We start from the raw sequence: 224 nt of genomic DNA, 5'->3' as shown, positions 1-224 counted from the left end.
AGTGAGCACTGGGCCTGTGTTGCTTACCCGGTGGTGAGTACCTGTAGTGAGCAGGGCGGCGTGAATCGGGGGATCTGTCAGCTTAACAGCCATAATCAACTTCAACGTGTTGATGAAGTGCTTAATATTCAAAACGTTGATGACGAGCTTGTCGGCTATAATGATATGGGTGAAAGGTTACAAATTGATTCAGGAGCGCTCGCGTCAATGACCTTTTGGGGTGT

Annotated in this window: 1 pseudogene; it reads left to right on the top strand. The window is 48.2% G+C overall.

Annotation, left to right across the window (positions count from 1 at the left end):
* Positions 1-224: pseudogene (locus CWB99_RS24375) on the top strand (hypothetical protein); the annotation flags it as partial.

The organism is Pseudoalteromonas rubra, from assembly GCF_005887095.1.
In the GTDB taxonomy this organism is placed as follows: Bacteria; Pseudomonadota; Gammaproteobacteria; order Enterobacterales; family Alteromonadaceae; genus Pseudoalteromonas; species Pseudoalteromonas rubra_E.
This window is presented reverse-complemented; position numbering and strand designations above follow the sequence as displayed.